This is a genomic window from Pseudomonas sp. R5-89-07 (assembly GCF_003851685.1).
Classification (GTDB): Bacteria; Pseudomonadota; Gammaproteobacteria; order Pseudomonadales; family Pseudomonadaceae; genus Aquipseudomonas.
In genome coordinates this window covers 5,468,108-5,492,282 of record NZ_CP027727.1, presented here as the reverse complement: position 1 = coordinate 5,492,282, position 24,175 = coordinate 5,468,108, and the positions used below count along the sequence as shown (strand labels likewise).

Below are 24,175 nucleotides of genomic sequence, written 5' to 3'. Positions count from 1 at the left end.
TTTCAGCCACAGTTTCAACGCGCAAATGCATTAAGTGCACACGGATCAAATGTGGGAGGGGGCTTGCCCCCGATGACGGGCAGTCAGTTGATACCGCTTTGTCTGACCCACCGCTATCGGGGGCAAGCCCCCTCCCACAGTGGGTTTTCGGTGTGGCTTATTTCTTCAGCAGGGCCGAATACGCGGCCTTATAAGCCTCGTGCTGATACTTGTTCAGCGTTGCCGGCAGTTCAAATTTAATGCTCGTGGGTGAAATATTTATTGGGGCGCATGATACCGCCAAGCTCAAACAGCTTCTTTACGGTTCCGATCGTGGCGTGGTGCGCTCTGATAAGGAATCTCACGAAAGGCGTAGGAATTGTCTTGTTTTTCTGTCGGTAACTACGAACAAGGAAAGAGGCTGCTAACGTTCGATGGTCTCCATATTGCTCTTGGTCCTGTGCTCTGGAAGTGAATGCGCATAAGTCAAGAAGCGTCACTAGAAACCATAAGAGGTTGGTATGCTGAAAAAACTTGTTGCTGTGATTGCGCTCGCTTCCCCCTCAGTTTGGGCAGCCCCGGCGCCAGTACCCTTTACCGGAGCCGATTACAGCGGGCGTTATGAATGCAACGGCCAGGATAAACATATCGGCAACTTCAAGGGCGTTGTCGACATGAAGCTCGACGCCAAGCAAAGCACCGGTAAATACGCCGCCTATTCCTTCACGCTGACCCTGGAAGACAAGTCCCGCTATGACGGCATGGCTGCCGGGACTGCGGATACGCTGGCCATCTACTTTGCCCATACCGACCCAGCCCTGAAAGACTTCGGCGTGGGCGTCGCCCAAGTGACCCCAACCCCTGACGGTAAGGTGTCCTTCGTTAAGTATTATTATGGCCCTCAATACGAAGGCGGCGGCCACGGCATGGAACACTGCGTCAAAAGCTGATATGCCGTTATTTTTTCATCAAGCATGAGCAGGCTGTTTTATACGCCTCGTACTGATACTTGTTGAGCGTCGCCGACAGTTCAAAATTATGCTTTTTGTTCTGCGCATTGATGGTTTGCGGCGACAACAGCGTCACTTCAACCCCCTCCAGCAACTGAAACACCCCTTCGATCTTGAATGTGGTCGGGCCACCGGCGAATTCGCCTTTCTTGCTGCGCTTCTTGATCGCGATATGGGTGATGGCGTTTGCCTGCACAAACGCCTTCACCTGCGCGGCGAAGGCTTTGACGTTGGCGGCTTCGTCGTCGTCTTCAAGGGCGATTTTCTTGGTGGCCAGGGCGACGTGGGTCAGTGCCTGGTTGTCCAGGGAAGCGACGGCGATGATGGCTTCGCTGCCTTTGATTTCGATGCCGCAGAGAGTCATGAGCAGGCCTTGCGAGGGGGTGAGGGTTCAGGTATCGGCTTATTGAAGTGTAATTCAAAGAGCTGTTCTATTGTTTTGCTCATAGGCTGAAGCTGGGAAATTTCTATCTTAAGTTTTAATAAACTTGCTTCTTTGATTCTAATGTCAAGCTCGTTCAGTACTTCACTGGGTTTCTGTATTTTTTGAAACCATCGGCTAAAGCCGATTACGGTGCAGAGCGACGTGAGTGTCGCGTACAGACCTACGAAAATATAAAACTCGGTTTCGTGGACCAATAAATAATCCATAAAAGTATCTAGGTTGTCCCTCTTTCGTTGTTTGTACTTGGAGAGATTTTTTTCCTGCATTGCGAGGCTGTTTTTGAGGAAGGTAATGTCGTTGTTAAACGTGTCTGGCAGGTCTGCGATTTTATGCAGCTCTGGAGTTCCTTCCTCAAGCGCCCGAATGCGCTTAGTGAAGCTATTTACCATTCGCTCCGTTTGCGAGTGATAGCTCTCCTCGCGTGTTTCTTTTTGGGATCTGTAGTCTAAATAGGAGAATATGGAAAATAACGTCAACGCACCTGCAATCAGCCATAAGCCAAATACAGCGAGCAACTTATAGATATTGTCGGTTGGGGGGGATGGAAGCCATTGCATGCCGAAAATTCCCTGAATCAGCGTAAATCAGAAGTGAAAAACGAGCGAGTGATGTGTCTACTGCAGGAATGTAAGCGTTATTCCTGCCCAATCGACTCCAAAAACTCCGACCGCTCGTCACTCATCCGCGCCAGGCAGTCATTCTGCGCAATCGCATAGGCCTTGGTCCCGGTTACCGCCGGGAAGGTATCTACCGCGCAATCAGCGTCACGTAGTTTTTCCCACTTCTGCTGGGCATCCTTCAGACGGGCGGTAATGTCGGCCAGCTTGGTCTTGTCGCTGCCATAGGTCGAACCCATGCGTTCGAGCAACCCCTGATAGTTATCCTTGAGCAATTGCTCGGCGGTGGTTTTGTTGTAGGTGGCGCATTCCAGGGTTTGCTGGTCGTTCTCGATGCCGTCGCACGGCGTGCTGTCGGTGTCTTCGGCGGCGTGGACGCCGGTTGCGATGAGTGCCAAAGCCAGGAAAATCGATTTCATTGCGCCGTCTCATATCAGGTGATGCCGAATTCTGGCTCAAGCGTAAGACAAAGAACAGCCGCCAGTCAGGCACGTCCACACAGGCTTTGTCGTGGATTGACGCTTTCGGCAATTCCCCTGTCGTTTTTGCACCCGGCTCCGTCGGCCCCTGGGCATATGCTGGCCCCAAAGCGCCGGCAGACGATTCGGCGCATGAATCGCCAATAAGGGGACGCCTGATGAGCCCAGCCGAGTTGCACGCCGACAGCATCGTTATCGACGGTCTGATTATTGCCAAGTGGAACCGCGACCTCTTCGAAGATATGCGCAAAGGTGGCCTGACGGCCGCCAACTGCACGGTGTCGGTATGGGAAGGCTTCCAGGCCACGATCAATAACATTGTTGCCAGCCAGACCCTGATCCGCGAAAACAGCGACCTGGTGATCCCGGTGAAAACCACCGCCGACATCCGCAAGGCCAAGGAGCAGGGCAAGACCGGCATCATTTTCGGCTTTCAGAATGCCCACGCGTTCGAAGACCAGTTGGGCTATGTCGAGATCTTCAAGCAGCTCGGCGTTGGCGTAGTGCAGATGTGCTACAACACCCAGAACCTGGTGGGCACTGGCTGCTACGAGCGTGACGGCGGGCTGTCGGGGTTTGGCCGCGAGATCGTCGCCGAGATGAACCGCGTCGGCATCATGTGCGACCTGTCCCACGTCGGCTCCAAGACCAGCGAAGAGGTCATCCTCGAATCGAAAAAACCGGTGTGCTATTCCCACTGCCTGCCCTCGGGCCTCAAAGAGCACCCGCGCAACAAGTCCGATGAAGAGCTTAAGTTTATTGCGGACCACGGCGGCTTTGTCGGCGTGACCATGTTTGCGCCGTTCCTGGCCAAGGGCATCGATTCGACCATCGATGACTACGCCGAAGCCATCGAATACACCATGAACATCGTCGGCGAAGACGCCATCGGCATCGGCACCGACTTTACCCAGGGCCATGGCCAGGATTTCTTTGAAATGCTGACCCATGACAAGGGCTACGCCCGCCGCCTGACCAGCTTCGGCAAGATCATCAACCCGCTGGGCATCCGCACCGTGGGCGAGTTCCCCAACCTCACCGAGACCCTGCTCAAGCGCGGCCACCCTGAGCGTGTGGTGCGCAAGATCATGGGCGAGAACTGGGTCAACGTCTTGAAGGACGTCTGGGGCGAATAAGCCAGACAACCACCGGCAACACCACAACGAATTTTTCTGGAGTTAAGTTTCCATGGCCAAGATCGCCCCGCAATTGCCTATCGAAGTCGACAGCGAAACCGGTGTCTGGACCTCCGACGCCCTGCCCATGCTGTACGTGCCGCGCCATTTTTTCGTCAACAACCACATGGGCATCGAAGAAGTGCTGGGCGCCGAGGCCTACGCCGAGATCCTCTACAAGGCCGGCTACAAGTCCGCCTGGCACTGGTGTGAAAAAGAAGCCGAATGCCATGGCCTGGAAGGCGTCGCAGTGTTCGAGCACTACATGAAACGCTTGTCGCAACGCGGCTGGGGCCTGTTCAAGATCCAGGACATCGACCTCGACAAGGGCACCGCCAGCATCAAGCTGGAACATTCGGCCTTCGTCTACGTGTACGGCAAGGTCGGGCGCAAAGTCGACTACATGTTCACCGGCTGGTTTGCCGGCGCGATGGACCAGATCCTTCAAGCGCGTGGCAGCCAGATTCGCACTGTGGCCGAACAAGTCTACGGAGGCTCCGAAGAGGGCCACGACGATGGCCTGTTCACCGTCAAACCGTTGTAAGCCGAGGACCGTGCCATGGCTTTCGAAGCAATGTTTGCGCCGATCCAGATCGGCAAACTGACCATCCGCAACCGCGTGCTCAGTACCGCCCATGCCGAGGTGTATGCCACCGACGGCGGCATGACCACCGACCGCTATGTGAAGTACTACGAAGAGAAAGCCAAGGGCGGTATCGGCCTGGCCATCTGCGGCGGTTCCTCGGTGGTGGCCATCGACAGCCCCCAGGAATGGTGGAGTTCGGTGAACCTGTCTACCGACCGCATCATCCCGCACTTCCAGAACCTGGCCGACGCCATGCACAAGCATGGCGCCAAGATCATGATCCAGATTACCCATATGGGCCGTCGCTCGCGTTGGGACGGCTTCAACTGGCCGACCCTGATGTCGCCGTCCGGTGTGCGTGAGCCGGTGCATCGCGCCACCTGCAAGACCATCGAACCAGAAGAAATCTGGCGCGTGATCGGCAACTACGCCCAGGCCGCGCGCCGTGCCAAGGCCGGTGGCCTGGACGGTGTGGAATTGTCCGCCGTGCACCAGCACATGATCGACCAGTTCTGGAGCCCGCGGGTCAACAAGCGCACCGATGAATGGGGCGGCACCTTCGAAGGCCGCATGAAGTTCGGCCTGGAAGTGCTCAAGGCGGTGCGCGCCGAAGTGGGCGACGATTTCTGCGTGGGCATGCGCCTGTGCGGCGACGAGTTCCACCCGGACGGTCTGTCCCACGAGGACATGAAGCAGATCGCCAAGTATTACGACGACACCGGCATGCTCGACTTCATCGGCGTGGTGGGCTCGGGTTGCGATACGCACAACACCCTGGCCAACGTGATCCCGAACATGAGTTACCCGCCGGAGCCGTTCCTGCACCTGGCGGCCGGTATCAAGGAAGTGGTGAAAGTCCCGGTGCTGCACGCGCAGAACATCAAGGACCCGAACCAGGCCACGCGCATTCTGGAAGGCGGCTATGTGGACATGGTCGGCATGACCCGTGCGCACATCGCCGACCCGCACCTGATCGCCAAGATCAAGATGGGCCAGATCGACCAGATCAAACAGTGCGTCGGCGCCAACTACTGCATCGACCGCCAGTACCAGGGCCTGGATGTGCTGTGCATCCAGAACGCCGCGACCTCCCGTGAATACATGGGCGTGCCGCACATCATCGAGAAGTCCACCGGGCCCAAGCGCAAAGTGGTGGTCGTGGGTGCGGGCCCGGCCGGTATGGAGGCTGCGCGCGTCGCTGCCGAACGTGGCCACGATGTGACCCTGTTCGAAAAGAAAGAGTTTATCGGCGGGCAGATCACCACGGCGTCCAAAGCGCCGCAGCGCGACCAGATCGCCGGTATCACCCGCTGGTTCCAACTGGAACTGGCACGCTTGAAAGTCGACCTGCGCCTGGGTGTGGCGGCGGACGCCGAAACCATTCTCGACCTGCGCCCGGACGTGGTGGTGCTGGCGGTCGGCGGGCATCCGTTCATCGAACAGAACGAACACTGGGGCGCTGCCGAAGGCCTGGTGGTGAGCAGTTGGGACGTGCTCGACGGCAAGGTTGCGCCGGGCAAGAACGTGCTGGTGTACGACACCATTTGCGAATTCACCGGCATGTCGGTGGCGGACTTCCTGGCCGACAAAGGCAGCCAGGTGGAAATCGTCACCGATGACATCAAGCCGGGCGTGGCCATCGGCGGTACGTCGTTCCCGACCTACTACCGCAGCATGTACCCCAAGGAAGTGATCATGACCGGCGACATGATGCTGGAAAAGGTCTACCGCGAGGGCGACAAGCTGGTGGCGGTACTGGAGAACGAATACACCGGGGCCAAGGAAGAGCGGGTGGTGGACCAGGTGGTGGTGGAGAACGGCGTGCGTCCGGACGAAGCGATCTATTACGGGCTCAAGGAAGGTTCGCGCAACAAGGGCCAGATTGACGTCGAAGCCCTGTTCGCGATCAAGCCGCAGCCGTGCCTGAGCGAAGCGGGCGAGGGGTACTTGCTGTTCCGCATCGGTGACTGTGTGGCCCAGCGCAATACCCACGCTGCGATCTATGACGCCCTGCGCCTCTGCAAGGATTTCTAAGCCGACTGGGTTCAAATGTGGGAGGGGGCTTGCCCCCGATGGCGGAGTGTCAGTTGATACAGCTGTACCTGACCCACCGCTATCGGGGGCAAGCCCCCTCCCACATTAGTTTTGTGTGGTCTGTGGGAGCTTCACCATGTTGAACACCTTGCTGCCTATTCTTTTGTTTGCCGCCCTAGGCCTTGCCGCCCTCGGCGCCCTGCGCCGGGTAAACATGTGGCGCCGCGGCCGCGCCGCCAAAGTCGACCTGCTCGGCGGCCTTCTGGCCATGCCCAAGCGCTACATGGTCGACTTGCACCACGTCGTCGCCCGCGACAAATACATCGCCAACACCCACGTCGCCACGGCCCTGGGCTTTGTACTGTCGGCGCTGCTGGCGGTGCTGGTGCACGGCTTCGGTCTGCACAACCGCATCCTCGGCTACGCGTTGCTGCTGGCTTCGGTGCTGATGTTTGTCGGTGCCATCTTCATGTACCTGCGCCGCCGCAACCCGCCCGCGCGCCTGTCCAAGGGCCCGTGGATGCGCCTGCCAAAAAGCCTGATGGCGTTCTCGGTGAGCTTCTTCCTGGTGACGCTGCCGGTGGCGGGGATCCTGCCCGCCGACTTCGGTGGCTGGCTGCTGGCTGCGTTGCTCGGCGTGGGCGTGCTGTGGGGCGTTTCCGAAATGTTCTTCGGCATGACCTGGGGCGGCCCGATGAAACACGCTTTCGCCGGGGCCTTGCACCTGGCCTGGCACCGCCGCGCCGAGCGCTTCGGAGGTGGCCGTTCTACTGGTTTGAAGCCGCTGGACCTCAGCGATAAAACCGCGCCGTTGGGCGTTGAGAAACCCAAGGACTTCACCTGGAACCAACTGCTTGGTTTCGACGCGTGCGTACAGTGCGGCAAGTGCGAAGCCGCCTGCCCGGCGTTCGCCGCCGGCCAGCCGCTGAACCCGAAAAAGCTGATCCAGGACATGGTGGTCGGCCTGGCCGGTGGCACCGATGCCAAGTTTGCCGGCAGCCCCTATCCAGGTAAACCGATAGGCGAACACAGCGGCAACCCGCACCAGCCGATCGTCAATGGCCTGGTGGACGCCGAGACCCTGTGGTCGTGCACCACCTGCCGCGCCTGCGTGGAAGAGTGCCCGATGATGATCGAGCACGTTGACGCCATCGTCGACATGCGCCGCCATCTCACCCTGGAAAAAGGCGCCACGCCGAACAAGGGCGCCGAAGTTCTGGAAAACCTGATCGCCACCGACAACCCTGGCGGCTTCGCACCGGGCGGCCGGTTGAACTGGGCGGCGGATTTGAACCTGCCGCTGCTCAGCGAAAAAGGCAGTGCCGATATACTGTTCTGGGTCGGCGACGGCGCCTTCGACATGCGCAACCAACGCACCCTGCGCGCGTTCGTCAAAGTGCTCAAGGCGGCCAAGGTCGACTTCGCCGTGCTGGGCCTGGAAGAGCGCGACAGCGGCGACGTTGCACGGCGCCTGGGCGATGAAGCAACCTTTCAGTTGCTGGCCTCGCGCAATATCCAGACCCTGGCCAAGTACAGCTTCAAGCGCATCGTCACCTGTGACCCGCACAGTTTCCATGTACTGAAAAACGAGTACGGCGCCTTCAACGGCAACTACCTCGTGCAGCACCACAGCACCTTCATGGCCGAGCTGATCGGCGAGGGCGCGCTGAACCTGGGCCAGCACAAAGGCAACAGCGTGACCTATCACGACCCGTGCTACCTGGGGCGCTACAACGGCGAATACGAGGCACCGCGCCAAGTGCTGCGGGCGCTGGGTATCGAGGTCAAGGAAATGCAGCGCTCAGGTTTCCGTTCACGCTGCTGCGGCGGCGGTGGCGGCGCGCCGATCACCGACATTCCGGGCAAGCAGCGCATCCCCGACATGCGCATGGACGACATCCGCGAGACCGGTGCCGAACTGGTGGCTGTGGGTTGCCCGCAGTGCACGGCGATGCTCGAAGGCGTGGTCGAACCGCGCCCCTTGATCAAAGACATTGCCGAATTGGTGGCCGACGCCTTGCTCGAAGACGCGGCACCGGCCAAAGCCCCCAACAAGCGTGAACCTGCGGAGGTGCATTGATGAGCGACATTATCCGCCGCGATCCCCGCGCCGAATGGATCGCCCGTAACCGCTTGCACCCGCTGCACGCGGCCATGCAGCCGGCGCAACACAGCTGGATGGGGCCGAACGGCGTCATCCGCAAAAATCTGCACGGTGTGGGTTTTATCGGCCCCAACGGTATCAAGCGTATCGACCGCAGTGGCGCCCAGCAGGGCGGCGCGGCCAAGCGTGTCGCCGCAGTGGAAGTGCAGTTGCCGCTGCATCGGATCGCAGCGCCAGCGTTCTACATCAACGTAGTGCCGGACATGGTCGGCGGCCGTCTGAGCAGCCACGACCGCGACGTGCTCGGCCTCGCTCGCCAACTGGCCGGCAGCGACGGTGCCGTGCTGGCGGTGGTGTTTGGCGAGCATAAAGAAAGCGCGTTTGCGACAGCCGGTGTTGATCGCCTGCTGGTGCTGGAGGGTCATGAGTTCGAGGGTTATTCACCGGAGCAACGCGTGCAAGGTCTGCGCGCTGTGGATAACCAGTTCAACCCACGCCATTGGTTGCTGCCCGACGGCCGCAGCGGTGGCGGCGAACTGGGCCGACGCTTCGCCGCCAGCCTCAAGGAACGTCCCGCCACGCGGGTGTGGCAGATCAAGGATGACCAGTGCATCGGCCGTGCCGGTGCGGGCCAGCAAGACTTGGCGCGGCCGCTGCCACGCTTGATCCTCGCTGCCGTGGAATGTGCAGAACCAGTGAGCGAAACCCGTCACGAAGCGCTGCCCGTGGAGTTATCCACAGCCCTGGCGCGCAGCCTGCCGCGTATCGAAGACCTCGGCGCGGTGGCGGTGGACCCGGCAGCGATTCCCATGGCCGAAGCGGAATTCATTATCTCCGGCGGCAACGGCGTGAAGGACTGGGCGCTGTTTCACCAGGCCGCCGCGGCCCTGGGCGCCACCGAAGGCGCGTCGCGGGTGGCGGTGGACGACGGCTTTATGGCGCGCGATCGTCAGGTCGGCGCCAGCGGCACCTGGGTCACGGCGCGGGTGTACGTGGCTGTGGGCATTTCCGGGGCGATCCAGCACCTGCAAGGCATCGGTGCCTGCGACAAGGTGGTGGCGATCAACCTCGACGCGGGTTGCGACATGATCAAGCGTGCCGACCTGTCGGTGATCGGCGAAAGCGCCGCGATTCTGCAAGCCTTGATCGCAGCGGTCGAGGCCCACCGCAACGGCGCCAAGCGCGATGCAGCTTAGGGATATGACCATGACAAGCAATGTAATCAGCCTGGTATCCGTCGGCGCCCACCCCACCTCCGGGCGCCCGCGCCGCGCCGAACAAGACGCACGCGCCGTCGAACTGGGCCTGCAGATGGCTGGGGACAAGTTGCAGGTGTTGCACGCGGGCGACATCCACGAGCCGACCTTGCGCAGCTACCTGGGCATGGGCTTGCCGCAACTGCACGTGCTGGAACAGCCGGCCGGTGCCGATGCGTTGCCGGCGTTGAGTGAATATCTGCGCGACGCCGGTGCCCAGGTGGTGCTTACCGGCAGCCAGGCGGAAACCGGCGAGGGTTCGGGCATGTTGCCGTTCTTGTTGGCCGAGCAGCTGGGCTGGCCACTGATTGTGGGGCTGGCTCAAGTCGAGTCCATCGACGCCGGTGTGGCCCACGTGCTGCAAGCCTTGCCACGCGGCCAGCGGCGGCGCCTGAAGGTACGCCTGCCGTTCCTGGCGACGGTGGATAACGCCGCGCCCAAGCCACGGCAGAGCGCCTACGGCCCGGCGCAGCGTGGCGAGCTTGCGGCTCATGAAGTCGAGATCGAACAGGACGAGTTATTCACAGGTGCGCTGCTGCAACCGGCCAAGCCTCGGCCCAAGCGCCTCAAGGTGATCAAGGCCAAAAGTGGCGCCGACCGTATGAAGGCTGCAACGGCCAAGGCCAGTGGTGGCGGCGGGCAGGTGCTCAAGGGCCTGAGCCCGGAAGCGGGCGCTGAGGCCATTCTCAAGCTGCTGATAGAAGAAGGTGTCGTACGCTGAACCCTTGTGGGAGGGGGCTTGCCCCCGATGGCGGAGTGTCAGTTGATAGCGCTGTAACTGACCCACCGCTATCGGGGGCAAGCCCCCTCCCACATTGGACCTGCGCTTTACCCACAATCGCTGTTGATCCGCCTGTGGATAACCTGTTCGCGGTTGGCTGCACGCCCTGTATATAGGGTCCTGCAGCCCTCTGTACGAAAAACAACCAGCCTAACTCGCGGTTTTTCCTGGGTTTTTTCCCGCGCTGAGGTTCGGACTTGCCCCCAAAGTCTGTTGGCGCTTCTGTGGATAAGATGTTCGCTGTCGGCTGCAAGCCTTATAAACAAAGGCTTTCCTCGAGTTGATCGAAATCTGATCAATCATCCTTTTCTCGGCCCTGAAAAAGGCTGGACACCCCGTTATATGCAGGTTTGACGTGGTTTTCCACAGCGTGGGCAAAGTTGCCCCCAAAGTCTGTTGGTGCTTCTGTGGATAAGGTGTTCGCGTTCCGCTACAGGCCTTTATAAACGTGGCTTACAGGCTTTAGGTTAAAAAATGATCAACGTTGTGCAGAACTCTATGATTTGAATAAGTCACGGATTTTCATGATTTATTTCAACAGGGAAACAGCAGTTGCCCACAATTGCTGTGGGTGGAGTTGTGGATAAGTTGTTGGGCAATGGCTGAAGGGCAGGGCGGTAAAGGTCTACCTGGGAGCTGGATGTTTTTTGTACAGATACAAAAAAGTGGGAGCAAGGCTGCTCCCACTGTTTCGATTCCAGGGCGTGTCAGTTATTCGTGTGCAGCCACGCCCTTGAGATAGGGCGCTGGCGCCGCGCCGAGGTTGTTCAGCATGCGCTCGCTGTACCAGTCCACAAAGTTCACCACACCGAACTCATAGGTCTTGGAGTACGGGCCTGGCTGGTAAGCGGTGGAGTTGATGCCGCGCTGGTTTTCTTCGGCCAGGCGACGGTCCTGGTCGTTAGTGGCATCCCACACCTGGCGCATGCGGTCGACGTCGTAGTCCACGCCTTCCACGGCGTCCTTGTGCACGATCCACTTGGTGGTGACCATGGTTTCCTGGGCGCTGATCGGCCACACGGTGAACACGATGATGTGGTCGCCCATGCAGTGGTTCCACGAGTGCGGCAGGTGCAGGATGCGCATCGAGCCGAGGTCGGGGTTCTTGATGCGGCCCATAAGCTTGGCGCAACCCTGTTTGCCATCCAGGGTCATCGACACGGTGCCCTTGAGTAACGGCATGCGCACGATACGGTTACGCAGGCCGAAGCTGGCGTGCGCGTAAGGGATCTTCTCGGCGTCCCAGGCGGCGGCGGACGCGGCGACGTGGTCCTTGAACGCCTGGTCGGCGCGCGGGTCGGTGACGTCGTCCCATTCCAGCAGGGTTTTGAGCAGTTCCGGGTGCGACGCATTGCAGTGGTAGCACTCGCGGTTGTTTTCCAGCACCAGCTTCCAGTTGGCTTTTTCAAACAAGGTGGTTTGAATCGCCACCTTGGTGTTCTCCATGTCGTAGGGTTCCATGTAATGGTTCAGGGTCGACAGGAAGTCATCGATGGCCGGTGGGTTTTCGGCCAGGCTGATGAAGATGTAGCCACCGGCGGTTTTCACGTTCACTGGCTTGAGGCCGTACTGCTTCATGTCGAAGTCGGCGCCCATCTCGGTGCCGGCGAACAGCAGGCGACCGTCCAGCTCGTAGGTCCATTGATGGTAGTGGCAAACCAGCTTGGCGACCTTGCCCTTGTCGCTGGTGCACAAGCGCGAGCCACGGTGGCGGCACACGTTGTGAAACGCATGCACCACGCCGTCGGCGCCACGGATCACGATGATCGGGTTCTTGCCCACTTGCAGGGTCAGGTAGTTGCCCTTGGTGGGGATTTCGCAGGTCATGCCGGCGATCAACCACTCTTTCTGGAAGATTTCCTGCATGTCGATATCGAACAGCCGCTCATCAGAGTAAAACGGCTGCGGCAGCGAAAAGGTGCGCTCGCGCTCTTGCAGCATCTGCGCGGTGGCCTTGCGTGCGGGTTCCAGCGGATCGCCCAAGCTCAAGGTTGCGGTGACGTCCATCGTGTATGTCCTCAGGGCCATTCTGTGTGGCCGGCGAATAGTGGCTACGGTTGGTGCTGTGCAAGGCGTAAAGAAAGTGTCTTCGTTGGGAGCGAGTGTGGGCCCGGCGTTGGGTCGAACCTTATCCATGGGCGACATGGCCCAATCTGATCCCGACGCGCAACCCCCTGTCATTGGGGGCTGGTCGCGGTAAGTATGTGAATGTCGCAGATAGGTAAATGGCGGATTCTCGCGTTACGCAGAATCGCCACCATAAGGCCGAGCCTCGGCGGTGGAGAACAGTATGTCCAACAGCTTCCTGAACCCGGTAACCACCCAGACCTGGGCCAACGGCCGGCACATCGTCCGTTGCGTCAAAGTCATCCAGGAAACCTGGGACGTGCGCACCTTCTGCTTCATGGCCGACCAACCGATCCTGTTCTTCTTCAAACCCGGGCAGTTCGTCACCCTGGAGTTGGAGATCGAAGGCCAGCCGATCATGCGCTCATACACCATCTCCAGTTCGCCGTCGGTGCCGTATAGCTTCTCGGTGACCATCAAACGCGTGCCGGGCGGGCGTGTTTCCAACTGGCTGCATGACACGCTGCATGAAGGCCAGGAGTTGGCGGTGCACGGGCCGGTGGGGCTGTTCAACGCCATCGATTTCCCAAGCCCCAAAGTGCTGTACCTGAGCGGTGGCGTGGGGATCACGCCGGTGATGTCCATGGCGCGCTGGTTCTACGACACCAACGCCAATGTCGACATGACGTTCGTTCACAGCGCCCGTTCGCCCAAGGACATCATCTACCACCGCGAGCTGGAGCACATGGCGTCGCGGATCGACAACTTCAGCCTGCACCTGATCTGTGAAAAACATGGCCTGGGCGAACCCTGGGCCGGGTATCGCGGCTACCTGAACCACAAGATGCTGGAACTGATGGTGCCGGACTTCCTCGAGCGCGAAGTGTTCTGCTGCGGTCCCACGCCGTACATGAGCGCGGTCAAGCGCCTGCTGGAAGCCGCCGGCTTCGATATGGCGCGTTATCACGAAGAATCCTTCGGCGCGACCCCACCGGAAGCACGAGCCGATGCGGTGGAACAGGCCGAACAAGCCGCCGACGCCCCTGAAGTCGACCTGGCGGACCTGCATCAGGTGGAGTTCATTGCGTCTGGCAAGAGCATCCGCGTGGCGCCGGGCGAAACCGTGCATGCGGCAGCGGCCAAGCTGGGGCTGCTGATCCCCAAGGCATGCGGTATGGGCATTTGCGGCACATGCAAAGTGATGAAGCTCGGCGGGGAAGTCGAGATGGAACACAACGGCGGGATTACCGAAGAGGACGAAGCCGAGGGTTACATCCTGTCGTGCTGCAGCGTGCCCAAGGGCGACGTGCGCATCGAATTCTGACCCGAGCGCGGGTGACGGAGCGTCCAGGGGGAGACATTCCCACGCGGAGCGTGGGAATGATCAGCGTGGGTTACTGGGCGTAGATGTGTACGACGAAGTGTTGGCCTGAAGCTGTCAGTTCGTAGACTTTGTCATAGATCCTCAACGTCCTGGATGGCTCGCGGATGGTGTCGCCGACTTTGGCGTGTTTCCTGAACTCATCCCAGTCGATGACGGTGGTGGTGACGGTGTCATCGCCCTGCAGCGTGCTGACATTGTTTTGATATTCCATGATTAAGCTCTCCATTGGTTAGGTATTTCCAGTCGAACATTCGGCTGGTCATGAACCCGAAAGGGGGCAGGCATCGCTGCGTTTTCCTTCCGGGTCCCAAGAGGCTAGACAATGAAATCGCAGTGCGCTGCTGTCAGAAATATCAAAATACAGACTCGGCAATCGGCCAGCATCGGCTGGCCTGATTCCTACTTTAGGCGTTCATCACTTCCCTGATATCCGCCGCCAATTCCCTTACACGTTCTTCTTCGGTATCCCACGCACACATGAAGCGTGCGCCGCCTTTGCCGATGAAGGTGTAGAAGCGCCAGCCCTTGGCCGTCAGTGCTGCGATAGCGGGTTCCGACAGTTGCAGGAACACGCCATTGGCCTGCACTGGGAACATCAATTCCACGCCGGGAATGTCCGCCACCAGGCTGCTGAGCAATTGCGCGCAGCGGTTGGCATGGCGGGCATGCTTGAGCCAGGCGTCGTTTTCCAGCAGGCCCACCCACGGGGCGGACAAAAAGCGCATCTTGGACGCCAGCTGGCCGGCCTGTTTGCAGCGGTAGTCGAAGTCTTCGGCGAGCTTGTGGTTGAAGAACAAGATGGCTTCACCCACGGCCATGCCGTTCTTGGTGCCGCCAAAGCACAGCACGTCCACACCGGCTTTCCAGGTCAGGTCGGCTGGCGAGCAGCCGAGGAACGCGCAGGCGTTGGAGAAGCGTGCGCCGTCCATGTGCAGGTTCAGGCCCAGCTCCTTGCAGGTGGCGCTGATGGCGCGGATTTCTTCCGGGGTGTAGACGCTACCGACCTCGGTGGCCTGGGTGAGGGTGACCACGCGCGGTTTCGGGTAGTGGATATCCTGGCGCTTGAGCGCGATTTCGCGGATCGATTCCGGGGTCAGCTTGCCGTTTTCGGTGCGCGCGGTGAGCAGCTTGGAGCCGTTGGAGAAAAACTCCGGCGCGCCGCATTCGTCGGTCTCGACGTGGGCGGTTTCCGAGCAAATCACGCTATGGTAGCTCTGGCACAGCGAGGACAGCGCCAGGGAGTTGGCCGCGGTACCGTTGAAGGCGAAGAACACTTCGCAATCGGTTTCGAACAGGTTGCGGAAACCGTCGGCGGCGCGGTGGGTCCATTCGTCATCGCCGTAGGCGCGTTGATGGCCCTGGTTGGCTTGTTCCATGGCGGCCCAGGCTTCCGGGCAGATGCCGGAATAGTTGTCGCTGGCGAATTGTTGGCTCTTGTCAGTCATGGCCCATTCCTGTGGTCGATGTTGGTGCGCACTTTAACCAAGATTGGGAGGGGGGCGCACGCACTGTAAATGCAAAGTCGTTGGGGAATTATGCACGCTACGTACACCACGCCTGTCGGACGTATCCGAGATGGCGCTTTGGACCTACTCAAGTGGCTGGCGCTGTTGAGCATGGTGCTGGACCACTTGCGCTATGTGGGCTTGAGCCTGGATGGGCTGTATGTGCCGGGGCGCCTGGCATTTCCGTGGTTTTGCCTGGCGATTGCGGCCAATCTGCACCGGGTCCGAAACGTGGGTGTGACCGGGCAGTGGCGTTACCTGGGCTGGTTGCTGCTGTTCAGCGTGATCAGCGAAGTGCCTTACCGGATGTTCATCGACGATGCCGATACGTTGAACGTGCTGCCGACATTAGCGCTAGGTTTGCTGGTTGCGCGAGGATGGCAGCAAAAGGCGTGGGTTGATCGAGGATTGGCGCTGATCGCCGTCACGATAGGCGCTGTATTTTCCACGCACCTGATGTTCGGTTTTTTCGGTGTATTGCTGCCGATGGCGATGCTGCTGGTATTCAGCCGACCCTGGTATTTCAGCGTGTTGCCGGGTTTGGTCTGCGTGGCTGCCAACCAATGGCAGGTTTTGCTCAGCAGCGGCTCGATCATTGCGCTGACGGGGCTGGTGGCCTGCCTGATTGCGCCATTGGCCGGATTGGTCTTGTTACGACATGCCACAAGCGCCTCACCACCCGCGATGCGCCGCTGGGCCTATGGCCTCTATCCCTTGCACTTCCTCCTGCTGCTACTCATCCGTCAGATCATCGCCTAACCCTTGTGGGAGGGGGCTTGCCCCCGATTGTGATCTATCAGTTTGTCTATCAGTGGCTGGCACTCCGCTATCGGGGGCAAGCCCCCTCCCACATTTGTTTCGTGTCGCTCATCCAATGTCGTAAACGCACCTTTGCGTGGCGTCCGCAGGCATTTGACCTGCCCGCGCCAGCCCTACCATCGCATCAAAGGGCCCTGCACGGGCCTCAACAATACGAAAGGCTGGGAGAGACGCGATGTTCAGCAAACAAGACCAGATCCAGGGATATGACGACGCACTGCTGGCGGCGATGAATGCCGAGGAGCAGCGCCAGGAAGATCATATCGAGCTGATCGCGTCGGAGAACTACACCAGCAAGCGCGTCATGGAAGCTCAAGGCAGCGGCCTGACCAACAAATATGCCGAAGGCTACCCGGGCAAGCGCTACTACGGTGGCTGCGAGCATGTGGACAAAGTTGAGGCCCTGGCCATCGAGCGCGCCAAGCAGCTGTTCGGCGCCGATTACGCCAACGTGCAGCCGCACTCCGGTTCGTCCGCCAACAGCGCGGTGTACCTGGCGCTGATCAATGCCGGCGACACCATTCTGGGCATGAGCCTGGCCCACGGCGGCCACCTGACCCACGGCGCCAAAGTGTCGTCCTCGGGCAAGCTGTACAACGCGGTGCAATACGGCATCAACACCGACACCGGCCTGATCGACTACGACGAAGTCGAGCGCCTGGCCGTGGAGCACAAGCCGAAGATGGTGGTGGCCGGTTTCTCTGCCTACTCCAAGACTCTGGATTTCCCACGCTTCCGTCAGATCGCCGACAAGGTGGGCGCGCTGCTGTTCGTCGACATGGCCCACGTCGCCGGCCTGGTGGCTGCCGGTCTGTACCCGAACCCGCTGCCCTACGCGGACGTGGTCACCACCACCACCCACAAGACCCTGCGCGGTCCACGCGGTGGCCTGATCCTGGCCAAGGCCAACGAAGCCATCGAAAAGAAACTCAACGCCGCCGTATTCCCCGGCGCCCAGGGCGGCCCGCTGATGCATGTGATCGCCGGTAAGGCGGTGTGCTTCAAGGAAGCGCTGGAGCCGGGCTTCAAGGTGTATCAGCAGCAGGTGATCGACAACGCCCAGGCCATGGCCGAAGTGTTCATCAAGCGCGGCTACGATGTGGTCTCCGGTGGCACCGACAACCACCTGTTCCTGGTCAGCCTGATCCGTCAGGGCCTGACCGGCAAAGAGGCGGACGCCGCCCTGGGGCGCGCCCACATCACCGTCAACAAGAACGCTGTACCCAATGACCCGCAGTCGCCGTTCGTGACCTCGGGCCTGCGCATCGGCACCCCGGCTGTGACCACGCGTGGCTTCAAGGTGCCGCAATGCATCGAGCTGGCCGGCTGGATCTGCGACATCCTCGACAACCTCGGCGACGCCGATGTCGAGGCCAACGTGGCCAAGCACGTGTCTGCCCTGTGCGCTGATTTCCCGGTTTATCGCTGAGCGCGGTTTTGGAGTAATGACTATGCAACGCTACTCAGGCTTCGGCCTCTTCAAGCACTCCCTCAGCCATCACGAAAACTGGCAGAAGATGTGGCGCACCCCGACCCCGAAAAAGGTCTACGACGTGGTGATCGTCGGCGGCGGCGGGCATGGTCTGGCCACCGCCTACTACCTGGCCAAGGAGCACGGCATCACCAACGTGGCCGTGGTCGAGAAAGGCTGGCTGGGCGGCGGTAACACGGCGCGCAACACCACCATCGTGCGTTCCAACTACCTGTGGGACGAGTCGGCGCACCTGTACGAACACGCGATGAAACTCTGGGAAGGCCTGTCCCAGGACCTGAACTACAACGTGATGTTCTCCCAGCGCGGCGTATACAACCTGTGCCACACCCTGCAGGACATCCGCGATTCCGAGCGCCGCGTCAGCGCCAATCGCCTCAACGGCGTAGACGGCGAGCTGCTCAACGCCAAGCAGGTGGCCGACGAAATTCCGTACCTCGATTGCTCCAAGAACACGCGCTATCCGGTACTCGGCGCCACCGTGCAACGTCGCGGCGGCGTGGCCCGTCACGATGCCGTGGCCTGGGGCTTTGCCCGTGCCGCTGATGCACTCGGCGTGGACCTGATCCAGCAGACCGAAGTGATCGGCTTTCGCAAGGAAAACGGCGTGTGCATCGGCGTGGAAACCAACAAGGGCTTTATCGGCGCCAAGCGCGTTGGTGTGGTGACGGCCGGTAACTCCGGGCACATGGCCTCGCTGGCGGGCTTTCGCCTGCCGATCGAATCCCACCCGCTGCAAGCCTTGGTGTCGGAGCCGATCAAGCCGATTATCGACAGCGTGATCATGTCCAACGCTGTGCACGGCTATATCAGCCAGTCCGACAAGGGCGACCTGGTGATCGGCGCCGGTATCGACGGCTACAACGGCTACGGCCAGCGTGGCTCGTACCCGGTGATCGAGCACACCATCCAGGCCATCGTCGAGATGTTCCCGGTGTTGTCCCGCGTGCGCATGAACCGCCAGTGGGGCGGCATCGTCGACACCACCCCCGACGCCTGCCCGATCATCTCCAAGACTCCGGTGCCGAACATGTTCTTCAACTGCGGTTGGGGCACCGGTGGCTTCAAGGCCACGCCGGGCTCAGGCAACGTGTTTGCCGCGAGCCTGGCCAAGGGTGAAATGCACCCGCTGGCCGCGCCTTTTTCCATCGACCGTTTCCACAACGGTGCGCTGATCGACGAACACGGCGCTGCGGCCGTCGCCCACTAACAGGAGAAATTCCCTATGTTGCATATCTTCTGTCCTCACTGTGGCGAACTGCGCTCCGAAGAGGAATTCCACGCGTCCGGCCAAGCGCACATCCCGCGCCCGCTGGACCCGAATGCCTGCACCGATGCGCAGTGGGGCGACTACATGTTCTTTCGCGACAACCCCCGTGGCCTGCACCACGAACTGTGGATTCATGCCGCCGGTTGTCGCCAGTACTTCAACGCTACCCGCGACACTGTTACCTACGAAATTCTTGAAACCTACAAGATCGGTGAGAAGCCTCAGTTCACCGCCAAGGCCTCTGGAGAGAAGGTATGAGCCAGATCAATCGCCTGTCCAACGGTGGCCGCATCGACCGTAACAAAGTGCTGACCTTCAGTTTCAACGGCCAGAGCTACAAAGGCTTTGAAGGCGACACCCTGGCTGCCGCCTTGCTGGCCAACGGCGTCGACATCATCGGCCGCAGCTTCAAGTACTCGCGCCCACGCGGCATCTTTGCCGCCGGCGCCGAAGAGCCCAACGCGGTGCTGCAGATCGGCGCCACCGAAGCCACCCAGATCCCCAACGTGCGCGCCACGCAACAGGCGCTTTACCAGGGTTTGGTCGCCACCAGCACCAACGGCTGGCCGAACGTCAACAATGACATGATGGGCATTCTCGGCAAGGTCGGCGGCAAGCTGATGCCGCCGGGCTTCTACTACAAAACCTTCATGTACCCGCAGTCGTTCTGGATGACGTACGAGAAGTACATTCGCAAGGCGGCCGGCCTTGGCCGTTCGCCGACCGAGAACGACCCGGACACCTACGACAACTTCAACCGTCACTGCGATGTGCTGGTGGTCGGCGCAGGCCCGGCCGGCCTCGCCGCTGCACTGGCAGCTGCGCGCAGTGGCGCCCGTGTGATTATCGCCGATGAGCAGGAAGAATTCGGCGGTTCGCTGCTCGATTCGCGCGAAAGCCTCGACGGCAAGCCGGCCACCGAATGGGTCGCCAGCGTCATCGCCGAATTGAAAGCCCTGCCGGAGGTGGTGCTGCTGCCCCGCGCCACCGTCAACGGCTACCACGACCATAACTTCCTGACCATTCACGAACGCCTCACCGATCACCTCGGCGACCGTGCGCCCATCGGTGTGGTGCGTCAGCGTATCCACCGTGTGCGCGCCAAGCGCGTGGTGCTGGCCACCGGCGCGTGCGAGCGGCCGCTGGTGTACGGCAACAACGACGTGCCGGGCAACATGCTCGCCGGTGCGGTGTCCACGTACGTGCGCCGCTACGGCGTGGCACCGGGTAAGAAGCTGGTGCTTTCGACCAACAACGACCACGCCTATCGCGTGGCCCTGGACTGGTTCGACGCCGGCCTGCAAGTGATCGCCGTCGCCGATGCGCGCCACAACCCACGCGGCGCGCTGGTGGAAGAAGCCCGCGCCAAAGGCATTCGCATCCTCACCGGCAGCGCCGTGATCGAGGCCCGTGGCAGCAAGCACGTGACCGGTGCACGGGTTGCCGCCATCGACGTGAAAGCGCACAAAGTCACCAGTCCCGGCGAGTGGCTCGATTGCGACCTGGTCGCCAGCTCCGGCGGTTACAGCCCGGTGGTGCACTTGGCCTCGCACCTGGGCGGCAAGCCGACCTGGCGTGAAGACATCCTCGGTTTCGTGCCGGGCGAAGCGCCGCAGAAACGCGTGTGTGTGGGCGGCATCAATGGCGTCTATGGCCTGGGTGATTCCCTGGCCGATGGTTTCGAGGGCGGCGTACGCGCGGCCAGCGAAGCCGGTTTCGCCCCGGTTGAAGGCGTGTTGCCTAAAGCCCTTAGCCGTCTGGAAGAGCCGACCCTGGCGCTGTTCCAGGTACCTCACGAGAAAGCCACCGCACGGGCGCCGAAGCAATTTGTCGACCTGCAAAACGACGTCACCGCCGCCGCCATCGAACTGGCCACCCGCGAAGGTTTCGAGTCGGTGGAGCACGTCAAGCGCTACACCGCGCTGGGCTTCGGTACCGATCAGGGCAAGCTGGGTAACGTCAACGGCCTGGCCATTGCCGCCCGTTCGCTGAACGTGACCATCCCGCAGATGGGCACCACCATGTTCCGCCCCAACTACACGCCCGTCACCTTCGGCGCGGTAGCGGGCCGTCACTGCGGGCACATCTTCGAACCGGTGCGCTACACCGCGCTGCAAGCCTGGCACGTGAAGAACGGCGCCGAATTCGAAGACGTCGGCCAGTGGAAACGCCCATGGTATTTCCCGCGCAACGGCGAAGACCTGCACGCGGCGGTAAAACGCGAATGCCTGGCGGTGCGCGACAGCGTCGGCCTGCTGGATGCGTCCACCCTCGGCAAGATCGATATCCAGGGCCCGGATGCGCGTGAATTCCTCAACCGCATCTACAGCAACGCCTGGACCAAGCTTGACGTGGGCAAGGCGCGCTACGGCCTTATGTGCAAGGAAGACGGCATGGTCTTCGACGACGGCGTCACTGCCTGTCTGGCCGACAACCACTTCCTGATGACCACCACCACCGGCGGCGCTGCCCGCGTGCTGCAGTGGCTGGAAATCTACCAGCAGACCGAATGGCCGGATCTGAAGGTGTACTTCACTTCGGTCACCGACCACTGGGCGACCATGACGTTGTCTGGCCCCAACAGCCGCAAGCTGCTGAGCGAAGTCACCGACATCGACCTGGACAAGGACGGCTTCCCGTTCATGACCTGGAAGGAAGGCCTGGTAGGCGGCGTACCGGCGCGGGTGTTCCGGATCTCGTTTACCGGCGAGCTGTCGTACGAAGTCAACGTGCAGGCCGACTACGCCATGGGCGTGCTGGAAAAGATCGTCGAGGCCGGCAAGCAGTACAACCTGACCCCGTACGGCACCGAAACCATGCACGTACTGCGTGCCGAGAAGGGCTTCATCATTGTCGGCCAGGACACCGACGGCTCGATGACCCCGGACGACCTGAACATGGGCTGGTGCGTAGGCCGTACCAAACCGTTCTCGTGGATCGGCTGGCGCGGGATGAACCGTGAAGACTGCGTGCGTGAAGAGCGCAAGCAACTGGTGGGCCTCAAGCCAATCGATCCAACGGTATGGCTGCCAGAAGGTGCGCAGTTGGTGTTCGATCCCAAGCAGACCATTCCGATGAAAATGGTCGGCCATGTCACCTCAAGCTATGCGCACAACTCCCTGGGTTATTCGTTTGCCATGGGCGTGGTCAAGGGCGGCTTGAAGCGCATCGGCGAGCGGGTGTTTTCGCCCCAGGCCGATGGCAGTGTGATCGAGGCGGAGATTGTGTCTTCGGTGTTCTTTGACCCCAAAGGTGAACGCCAGAACATCTGATAGACCGAGTCGCCTGCATCGGGGGTAAGCCCCCTCCCACATTTGAAATGCATTCCCCTGTGGGAGGGGGCTTGCCCCCGATGAGGCCATCAGCCTCACAACAGAATTAAGACAGGTGCTTTATGACAGCAGCCAACGTGTACCAACAACGCCCCACCACCGGCGCCAAGGCCGAGTCGTCGTTGCACCATGCCGACCTCGCCAGCCTGGTCGGCAAGGGCCGCAAGAACGCCGGCGTGACCGTGCGTGAAAAGAAGCTCCTCGGCCACCTGACCCTTCGTGGCGACGGCCACGATGCCGCGTTCGCCGCCGGCGTGCACAAGGCCCTGGGTATCGAACTGCCTGGCGCCCTGAGCGTGATCGTCAAAGGCGAAACCAGCCTGCAATGGCTCGGCCCGGACGAGTGGCTGTTGATCGTGCCAGGCGGCGAAGAGTTCGCCGCCGAGCAAAACCTGCGCGCGGCGTTGGGCGACCTGCATATCCAGGTCGTCAACGTCAGCGGCGGCCAGCAGATCCTCGAACTCAGCGGCCCGAACGTGCGCGACGTGCTGATGAAGTCCACCAGCTACGACGTGCACCCCAACAACTTCCCGGTGGGCAAGGCGGTGGGTACGGTGTTCGCCAAGTCGCAACTGGTGATCCGCCACACCGCAGAAGACACCTGGGAACTGCTGATCCGTCGCAGCTTCTCGGATTACTGGTGGTTGTGGTTGCAGGATGCCTCGGCCGAGTTTGGTCTGAGCGTCCAATGATCTCTGTAGGAGCGAGCTTGCTCGCGAAGAACTCAAGGGCGCCGCGTTCATTCAGGATGGGCACGTTATCGTTAACGTTTTTCGCGAGCAAGCTCGCTCCTACAGTAGTTTGAGGAGTCACCCGCTATGAGCCGCGCACCCGATACATGGATTTTGACCGCCGACTGCCCCAGCGTGCTCGGCACGGTGGACGCGGTCACCCGCTACCTGTTCGAGCAGGGTTGCTACGTCACCGAGCACCATTCGTTCGATGACCGCCTCTCGGGCCGGTTTTTCATTCGCGTGGAATTCCGTCAGCCGGACGGTTTTGACGAACAAGCCTTTCGCGACGGCCTGGCCACGCGCGGCGAAGCCTTTGGCATGATCTTCGAACTGACAGCGCCGAACTACCGGCCCAAAGTGGTGATCATGGTGTCCAAGGCCGATCACTGCCTGAATGACTTGCTGTATCGCCAGCGCATCGGCCAATTGTCGATGGACGTGGTCGCGGTGGTGTCCAACCACCCCGATTTGAAGCCCCTGGCCGACTGGCACCAGGTTCCCTACTACCATTTCCCGCTGGACCCCAACGACAAACCGTCCCAGGAACGCCAAGTGTGGCAAGTGGTGGAAGACACCGGCGCCGAACTGGTGATTCTTGCGCGCTATATGCAGGTGCTGTCACCGGAGCTGTGCCGCAAGCTGGACGGCAAGGCGATCAACATTCATCACTCGTTGCTGCCGGGATTCAAGGGCGCCAAGCCGTATCACCAGGCGTACAACAAGGGCGTGAAACTGGTCGGCGCTACGGCGCATTACATCAACAACGATCTGGATGAAGGGCCGATCATCGCCCAGGGTGTGGAAGTGGTGGACCACAGCCATTATCCCGAGGACCTGATTGCCAAGGGGCGCGATATCGAAGGGCTGACATTGGCGCGGGCGGTGGGGTATCACATTGAACGGCGGGTGTTTTTGAACGCCAATAGAACTGTGGTGCTCTGACAGACGCCATCGGGGGCAAGCCCCCTCCCACATTTGACTGTATTCACAAATCAAAGGTGGGAGGGGGCTTGCCCCCGATGAGGCCCTCACAAACAACACAAGCAACAGCATCTGTAACCCGAGCACTCAACGCGCTGCCCACCCAAGCGGCAACGCAGTTCCAT

At 60.7% G+C, this 24,175-nt stretch carries 21 protein-coding genes and 1 pseudogene; 15 read left to right on the top strand and 7 right to left on the bottom strand.

Annotated elements, in window-relative coordinates; genetic code table 11:
- Nucleotides 1-157 precede the first annotated feature (157 nt).
- A pseudogene (locus C4J94_RS25205) lies at nt 158-235 on the bottom strand (DUF3010 domain-containing protein); the annotation flags it as partial.
- Between the two features lie 265 nt (nt 236-500).
- Here C4J94_RS25205 and C4J94_RS25200 point away from each other — a divergent pair.
- Entirely contained in the window at nt 501-929 is a 429-nt protein-coding gene (locus C4J94_RS25200) for a hypothetical protein (protein WP_124388516.1), read from the top strand.
- Between the two features lie 7 nt (nt 930-936).
- On the opposite strand, the gene C4J94_RS25195 is transcribed toward C4J94_RS25200, so the two are convergent.
- The 3 genes from C4J94_RS25195 to C4J94_RS25185 form a co-directional block, all read right to left on the bottom strand.
- Entirely contained in the window at nt 937-1,353 is a 417-nt protein-coding gene (locus C4J94_RS25195) for a DUF3010 family protein (protein ID WP_124388515.1), read from the bottom strand.
- Nucleotides 1,350-1,991: a hypothetical protein gene (locus C4J94_RS25190; RefSeq protein WP_124388514.1), complete on the bottom strand. Its 642-nt coding sequence runs from the start codon at nt 1,989-1,991 to the stop codon at nt 1,350-1,352. Before C4J94_RS25190 ends, C4J94_RS25195 begins: the two co-directional genes overlap by 4 nt.
- 77 nt (nt 1,992-2,068) lie before the next feature.
- On the bottom strand, nt 2,069-2,470 hold the full coding sequence (locus tag C4J94_RS25185; RefSeq protein ID WP_124388513.1) for a lysozyme inhibitor LprI family protein: 402 nt from the start codon (nt 2,468-2,470) through the stop codon (nt 2,069-2,071).
- A gap of 218 nt (nt 2,471-2,688) precedes the next feature.
- Between C4J94_RS25185 and C4J94_RS25180 the strand changes: the two genes are divergently transcribed.
- From C4J94_RS25180 to C4J94_RS25155, 6 genes are all read left to right on the top strand, one after another.
- Nucleotides 2,689-3,666 (top strand): dipeptidase, encoded by a 978-nt coding sequence (locus C4J94_RS25180; RefSeq protein ID WP_010207105.1) that lies wholly within the window; start codon nt 2,689-2,691, stop codon nt 3,664-3,666.
- 52 nt (nt 3,667-3,718) lie between these two features.
- The gene (locus tag C4J94_RS25175) at nt 3,719-4,249 is read left to right on the top strand and encodes a 4-vinyl reductase (RefSeq protein WP_124388512.1); all 531 of its coding nucleotides are present in this window, start codon (nt 3,719-3,721) and stop codon (nt 4,247-4,249) included.
- Between the two features lie 15 nt (nt 4,250-4,264).
- Nucleotides 4,265-6,325 carry a dimethylglycine demethylation protein DgcA gene (dgcA, locus tag C4J94_RS25170; protein ID WP_124388511.1) on the top strand — a complete coding sequence of 687 codons (2,061 nt, stop codon included), beginning with the start codon at nt 4,265-4,267 and terminating at the stop codon, nt 6,323-6,325.
- A gap of 136 nt (nt 6,326-6,461) precedes the next feature.
- Entirely contained in the window at nt 6,462-8,405 is a 1,944-nt protein-coding gene (gene dgcB / locus C4J94_RS25165) for a dimethylglycine demethylation protein DgcB (protein WP_124388510.1), read from the top strand.
- Entirely contained in the window at nt 8,405-9,625 is a 1,221-nt protein-coding gene (locus tag C4J94_RS25160; protein ID WP_124388509.1) for an electron transfer flavoprotein subunit alpha/FixB family protein, read from the top strand. Before dgcB ends, C4J94_RS25160 begins: the two co-directional genes overlap by 1 nt.
- Before the next feature lie 10 nt (nt 9,626-9,635).
- Nucleotides 9,636-10,406 carry an electron transfer flavoprotein subunit beta gene (locus C4J94_RS25155; RefSeq protein ID WP_124388508.1) on the top strand — a complete coding sequence of 257 codons (771 nt, stop codon included), beginning with the start codon at nt 9,636-9,638 and terminating at the stop codon, nt 10,404-10,406.
- 771 nt (nt 10,407-11,177) lie between these two features.
- Here the strand turns inward: C4J94_RS25155 and gbcA are convergent.
- Nucleotides 11,178-12,473, bottom strand: coding sequence for a glycine-betaine demethylase subunit GbcA (gbcA, locus tag C4J94_RS25150; protein ID WP_124388507.1), 1,296 nt, complete (start codon nt 12,471-12,473; stop codon nt 11,178-11,180).
- 283 nt (nt 12,474-12,756) lie between these two features.
- On the opposite strand from gbcA, the gene gbcB reads away from it, so the two are divergent.
- Complete coding sequence (gene gbcB / locus C4J94_RS25140; RefSeq protein WP_057723602.1) at nt 12,757-13,857, top strand: glycine-betaine demethylase subunit GbcB; 1,101 nt, start codon at nt 12,757-12,759, stop codon at nt 13,855-13,857.
- A 70-nt stretch (nt 13,858-13,927) separates the two neighbouring features.
- On the opposite strand, the gene C4J94_RS25135 is transcribed toward gbcB, so the two are convergent.
- Nucleotides 13,928-14,128: a hypothetical protein gene (locus C4J94_RS25135; RefSeq protein ID WP_124388506.1), complete on the bottom strand. Its 201-nt coding sequence runs from the start codon at nt 14,126-14,128 to the stop codon at nt 13,928-13,930.
- A 193-nt stretch (nt 14,129-14,321) separates the two neighbouring features.
- Nucleotides 14,322-15,362 (bottom strand): low specificity L-threonine aldolase, encoded by a 1,041-nt coding sequence (locus C4J94_RS25130; protein ID WP_124388505.1) that lies wholly within the window; start codon nt 15,360-15,362, stop codon nt 14,322-14,324.
- Nucleotides 15,363-15,452: 90 nt separating this feature from the next.
- Here C4J94_RS25130 and C4J94_RS25125 point away from each other — a divergent pair, with 90 nt between their 5' ends.
- From C4J94_RS25125 to purU, 7 genes are all read left to right on the top strand, one after another.
- Nucleotides 15,453-16,181 (top strand): TraX family protein, encoded by a 729-nt coding sequence (locus C4J94_RS25125; protein ID WP_124388504.1) that lies wholly within the window; start codon nt 15,453-15,455, stop codon nt 16,179-16,181.
- A gap of 235 nt (nt 16,182-16,416) precedes the next feature.
- Complete coding sequence (glyA, locus tag C4J94_RS25120; protein WP_124388503.1) at nt 16,417-17,670, top strand: serine hydroxymethyltransferase; 1,254 nt, start codon at nt 16,417-16,419, stop codon at nt 17,668-17,670.
- Nucleotides 17,671-17,692: 22 nt separating this feature from the next.
- Complete coding sequence (locus tag C4J94_RS25115; protein WP_010207084.1) at nt 17,693-18,943, top strand: sarcosine oxidase subunit beta; 1,251 nt, start codon at nt 17,693-17,695, stop codon at nt 18,941-18,943.
- 15 nt (nt 18,944-18,958) lie between these two features.
- Nucleotides 18,959-19,261: a sarcosine oxidase subunit delta gene (locus C4J94_RS25110; protein WP_057723608.1), complete on the top strand. Its 303-nt coding sequence runs from the start codon at nt 18,959-18,961 to the stop codon at nt 19,259-19,261.
- Nucleotides 19,258-22,275 (top strand): sarcosine oxidase subunit alpha, encoded by a 3,018-nt coding sequence (locus tag C4J94_RS25105; protein WP_124388502.1) that lies wholly within the window; start codon nt 19,258-19,260, stop codon nt 22,273-22,275. The genes C4J94_RS25110 and C4J94_RS25105 overlap by 4 nt, the downstream gene beginning before the upstream one ends.
- Before the next feature lie 122 nt (nt 22,276-22,397).
- Complete coding sequence (locus C4J94_RS25100; protein ID WP_124388501.1) at nt 22,398-23,027, top strand: sarcosine oxidase subunit gamma; 630 nt, start codon at nt 22,398-22,400, stop codon at nt 23,025-23,027.
- Nucleotides 23,028-23,153: 126 nt separating this feature from the next.
- On the top strand, nt 23,154-24,011 hold the full coding sequence (gene purU, locus C4J94_RS25090; RefSeq protein ID WP_124388500.1) for a formyltetrahydrofolate deformylase: 858 nt from the start codon (nt 23,154-23,156) through the stop codon (nt 24,009-24,011).
- Nucleotides 24,012-24,175 lie beyond the last annotated feature (164 nt).